This is a genomic window from Flavobacterium pasteuri (assembly GCF_048286615.1).
Classification (GTDB): domain Bacteria; phylum Bacteroidota; class Bacteroidia; order Flavobacteriales; family Flavobacteriaceae; genus Flavobacterium.
The window spans coordinates 1-4,555 of sequence record NZ_JBLVPN010000017.1; the positions used below are offsets into that span (position 1 = coordinate 1).

6 protein-coding genes are annotated in these 4,555 nt (G+C 31.9%); all 6 read right to left on the bottom strand.

The genetic code is table 11. From position 1 onward, the window contains the following. Window positions 1-392 precede the first annotated feature (392 nt). A complete protein-coding gene (locus ACNQF6_RS15665) occupies window positions 393-1,361 on the bottom strand; it encodes a protein rep (protein WP_417966948.1) in 969 nt (322 codons plus the stop codon). A gap of 797 nt (window positions 1,362-2,158) precedes the next feature. After that, window positions 2,159-2,491, bottom strand: coding sequence for a hypothetical protein (locus ACNQF6_RS15670; protein ID WP_417966951.1), 333 nt, complete (start codon window positions 2,489-2,491; stop codon window positions 2,159-2,161). 253 nt (window positions 2,492-2,744) lie between these two features. Continuing rightward, window positions 2,745-3,005 carry a hypothetical protein gene (locus ACNQF6_RS15675; RefSeq protein ID WP_417966952.1) on the bottom strand — a complete coding sequence of 87 codons (261 nt, stop codon included), beginning with the start codon at window positions 3,003-3,005 and terminating at the stop codon, window positions 2,745-2,747. Window positions 3,006-3,014: 9 nt separating this feature from the next. Then, a complete protein-coding gene (locus tag ACNQF6_RS15680; protein ID WP_417966954.1) occupies window positions 3,015-3,170 on the bottom strand; it encodes a hypothetical protein in 156 nt (51 codons plus the stop codon). Window positions 3,171-3,180: 10 nt separating this feature from the next. Continuing rightward, window positions 3,181-3,333, bottom strand: coding sequence for a hypothetical protein (locus ACNQF6_RS15685; RefSeq protein ID WP_417966956.1), 153 nt, complete (start codon window positions 3,331-3,333; stop codon window positions 3,181-3,183). 820 nt (window positions 3,334-4,153) lie between these two features. Then, window positions 4,154-4,555, bottom strand: a 402-nt coding sequence (locus ACNQF6_RS15690) for a hypothetical protein (protein WP_417966958.1), incomplete at its 5' end; no start/stop codon positions are given.

Consider the following 4,555-nt stretch of genomic DNA (forward strand, 5'->3'; position numbering starts at 1 on the left):
TTGAGTACTGGAGCAAGTCCAGTTTTATGATGGGAAGTTTGCGTACTGGAGCGAGTCCAGTTCTTTGAGTATTTGAGTACTGGAGCAAGTCCAGTTTTATGATGGGAAGTTTGCGTACTAGAGCGAGTCCAGTTCTTTGAGTATTTGAGTACTGGAGCAAGTCCAGTTTTATGATGGGAAGTTTGCGTACTGGAGCGAGTCCAGTTCTTTGAGTATTTGAGTACTGGAGCAAGTCCAGTTTTATAATGGGAAGTTTGCGTACTGGAACGAGTCCAGTTCTTTGAGTAGTTGAGTACTGGAGCAAGTCCAGTTTTATGATGGGAAGTTTACGTACTGGAGCGAGTCCAGTTCTTTGAGTAGTTAAGTCCTGGAGCGAGTCCAGTTATTTGTTTTTATTGTGGGTAGTTTGTTAAATCTTTGACCTTTGAAGGTATTTCGAGATTTAAAAGAGGTTCGCCAGTTTCTTTGTCGTACCAGTCTGATACTACCCATTTATAAACCTTGTTTATACTATCTTCGATAGAGAGATTGTTTGTTAAGTCCTCGTCTTTAAAATCCTCGTCTATTTTTTTGATTCCGCCAAAGGCTTGAAAAGTTCTTTTATTTTTTAATGCAGAAAAAACGACATCGTACCGTTTAGCGTTTATTTTACTATCCATTTTGATAGTAGATTTGAATGCATATTTGAAAAGCTCTTTATAAGCGCCTTTAGTGGCGGTTCTTATATCTTGCGCCTTAAGGCTTGCAGTTGGGTTATAGTGCAACCATTGTTGCAAAACCCAATTTGCTTGTGGTTCATTATCTAATAACAAATGAAAATGATAATGATATTGTCCATTTGGGCGTATAGTAGTTTCCGCCTTTCTAATCCCTTTTAACGGGGTATAGAGTTTTTTATATTTCGCCTCTTTACTCTTTTTATAGATTTTTCTCCAAGCGGATTCCATTGTAGAAATTTGATTGAGTAAATTGTCGGCGGTGGTAGTTGGTAGTGTTAAAGTTAGGAATTGAGCATTTTTTAAATGCTCTAATTGTGGCATATAATTATTAATTAGTCTTGCAGTTTTAATACGGTTGCAAGTTTGACACCACCTATTTTTGCAATAGGTAGTAGTGAGTTTTCCCATTGTGTTAGTTTGAAGAACTTCGGCACAATAGGAAGTATTTTTGTATGATTTAAAGAGCAATGAATTTTGATTGTAATACATTAAAGTTAATGCATGACCTTTACTAATATATTTAGTCCATTGTCTTTTTTGTAGTGTAGAATTTAGTGTACTGTCAGACTGTACGCCTTGCGTACTGTTTACGGTATTTTGTAAAGCAATTGTACAATTGCTTTTATTTTGTATATTTGCCATGTCTTAGAGAAAGATATTTAACCGTTACTCTTATGGGTGCCAGCCCGAGCAACGGTTTTTTTTGTGCTTATTTTTTTATTATTTATTTTTCAAATATAATAATATATTTTATTTATTCAGACAGTTGTACTAACTTATCAAGGAGAGGAGTTTTTAATTTGCCTTTTAAGTGTTTTTATCAAATAACAATTATTTGAATTTATAAACTCTATCCAATGATAGAAAAGGAAATTATAGGCTTTTAAGAGTGCTTTATCTGTTAACGTGAACGTTTTATATACTTTGCTATTGTAAAGTATTGTATATTTTTTTAGTCTCAAATTGAGCCTTATTTTAAGTATTTCTCCAGTTGTAGAAATTACTGTTTTGTATTTTGTTGACATATTTTATTTTTTATTAAATAGTGTTGTATTGAGTTCCGACCGTTTGCGCCTACCGGCTTACTTTAGTCGGGGGAATGGTTCACGGGGGGACAACCCCGAAACCATTTTGGATTTTGCCCGAAAAGGGCAAAGTCTTATTTTTTTTATTGCCTGTCACGAACCAACGGAGAAAACTCTCGTTTTCTATTCCGTTGGAGGGAGTGGACAGAGATAGTTTAATTATAGCTTTTTAATGCAGCATGCGTATATATGATTTTTGTTTTCTTGTATGTGATTATTGTATTTTTTAAATGTATTTTTTGTGATATTGATATATGTTTTTTATTTATTCGTTTGTTTAATTTGTTCGTTTATTTAGTTAGTTTATATATTGATATCTAGTTTTTTTTTACATTTTTATACAATTTTTTTATTTTATTGTTTTGTGTAACAAATCATATATTTTTCCGCTTCTGGATTTATTAAGATATCGTCTTTAACGATTTTTTGCGCTTGCGCTTCTGTTAGATTTTTTGCTATAATTGTTTTTCTTGATGACTTACGCATCACTTTGAATACTTTGTAAAGTGGCGTTTTTTCTGTTAAAGAAATAGTATTTCTGTATTGTGTCATTAGTGTATTAATTAAGTTATTCAGAGGAATGTTTTCGGGTTCATTATAATGATCCCGAAGTTGTTTTATTGTAAAGCCTTGCTTTATTAATTTTTTTATAATAATGACAGTTTGAGAGGTTGCAGGAGTTTCCATTTTTAAGAGTTTTTATTTAAAATATGTTTTGTAATTGGACTTCTTTTATATACTTGATATTGTAAATATTCAAGATAATTTAATTTTAACTGTGAGAAAGTCCGAGTAATTTTATTGATAGGTATTTTTGTAAATAGTGCAACGACTTGCATATTTGAAACCAGTTCGACGTCTTTTGTTTCTATGTTTATTACTATGTACATATTTTTTTGTTTTTTATAATTAGTATTATGTTAGTTTATTAAACCCCATTTTACAGGGGTTTAGTAGTGTATATGTTTTCGACAAATACAATTTCATTGTTTTTATCTAGTTTTTGACAATCCAAATACACAGTATTTTGAGTGCTTTGTATGACACGATTACTATGATAATGTAAAGCAGTCATAAAGTCATCCGTCTCCATCGGAGTTAACATTTCTGTATTGTCTTGATTAGTATTTAATTCGTAAATAACGAATAAATCCTTTAAAGGAATATTTGATTTTTGTCTTTGTTGGTAAGTGTTTAACATGATACTTTTTTAATTTGTTTCTAAAAGTTTAGCTATTTCGGACATTCTAACTTCGAGAAAATTTAATTCTCTTTGGTCCTCAAAAGATTTTATATCTTTTTCTTCTAATTGAAAATATCTTTTTGATATTTTTTTATATTCTTTGTTTAATTGGGTAGTTGTCATAATAGCTTTTTTAGTCTTTAAAAGTTTGATTTATTGCAATTTCAATATTGCATTTTAATTGATAGGCTTTATCTAAAGTTAAGCAGTTTGTCTCATGACCTAGTAAATCAGTGAGTTTGATTATTGTTTCTAGGATTTCGATTGATTTTGTTAAATTTTCCATTTTGTAAGAATTTTATTTTTGATTTTGATAAATGCTTTTTTGCCTTACGACATTACAAATATAAGCATATATTTGAATTTTTAATATATATAAAGCATTATTTTATTATTTTTTTTGTTTTGTGTAAATTAGTTTATTTTGTAAGATAAACAGATATAATTTACTTATTTATTGTTTTGTTATTTTTAGGTAGTTTTCAAGGAAAAGTCGATAGTCGGGAAAGCCTTATTTTATAAGGCATACGGAAGACCGTACGCGCCTATCCTTCTATAACAAGTAGGTGTGTTTAGCTTTAAGAAAGCTCGAAAGTTGGTTTTTTGATTTTGTGATTTGATTAAATAACGTAATTATTTAATTTTATATTGGTTTTGTTAATTCTAAGAGAATTTTTTATATAAAGTATAGTTTATACAGTTTTTTATACTTTAAGCCTTTAAACAGGCTTATTTTAAATTTAATATTTTTATTTAAAAATAATAATATTATTTACATTTTGTAGGAATGTAGTTTGAGTACTGGAGCAAGTCCAGTTCTTTGAGTAGTTGAGTACTGGAGCAAGTCCAGTTTTATGATGGGAAGTTTGCGTACTGGAGCGAGTCCAGTTCTTTGAGTATTTGAGTACTGGAGCAAGTCCAGTTTTATGATGGGAAGTTTGCGTACTGGAGAAAGTCCAGTTCTTTGAGTAGTTGAGTACTGGAGCAAGTCCAGTTTTATGATGGAAAGTTTGCGTACTGGAGCAAGTCCAGTTTTATGATGGGAAGTTTGCGTACTGGAGCGAGTCCAGTTCTTTGAGTAGTTGAGTACTGGAGCAAGTCCAGTTTTATGATGGGAAGTTTGCGTACTGGAGCAAGTCCAGTTTTATGATGGGAAGTTTGCGTACTAGAGCGAGTCCAGTTCTTTGAGTATTTGAGTACTGGAGCAAGTCCAGTTTTATAATGGGAAGTTTGCGTACTGGAGCGAGTCCAGTTCTTTGAGTAGTTGAGTACTGGAGCAAGTCCAGTTTTATGATGGGAAGTTTGCGTACTGGAGCAAGTCCAGTTCTTTGAGTAGTTGAGTACTGGAGCAAGTCCAGTTTTATGATGGGAAGTTTGCGTACTGGAGCGAGTCCAGTTCTTTGAGTATTTGAGTACTGGAGCAAGTCCAGTTTTATGATGGGAAGTTTGCGTACTGGAGCGAGTCCAGTTCTTTGAGTATTTGAGTACTGGAGCAAGTCCAGTTTTAT

What these genes read in the sequence shown, in the direction of transcription:
- ACNQF6_RS15665 (WP_417966948.1), bottom strand. Translation starts at nt 1,361, where the DNA reads ATGGCAAATATACAAAATAAAAGCAATTGTACAATTGCTTTACAAAAT.
- ACNQF6_RS15670 (WP_417966951.1), bottom strand. Translation starts at nt 2,491, where the DNA reads ATGGAAACTCCTGCAACCTCTCAAACTGTCATTATTATAAAAAAATTA.
- ACNQF6_RS15675 (WP_417966952.1), bottom strand. Translation starts at nt 3,005, where the DNA reads ATGTTAAACACTTACCAACAAAGACAAAAATCAAATATTCCTTTAAAG.
- ACNQF6_RS15680 (WP_417966954.1), bottom strand. Translation starts at nt 3,170, where the DNA reads ATGACAACTACCCAATTAAACAAAGAATATAAAAAAATATCAAAAAGA.
- ACNQF6_RS15685 (WP_417966956.1), bottom strand. Translation starts at nt 3,333, where the DNA reads ATGGAAAATTTAACAAAATCAATCGAAATCCTAGAAACAATAATCAAA.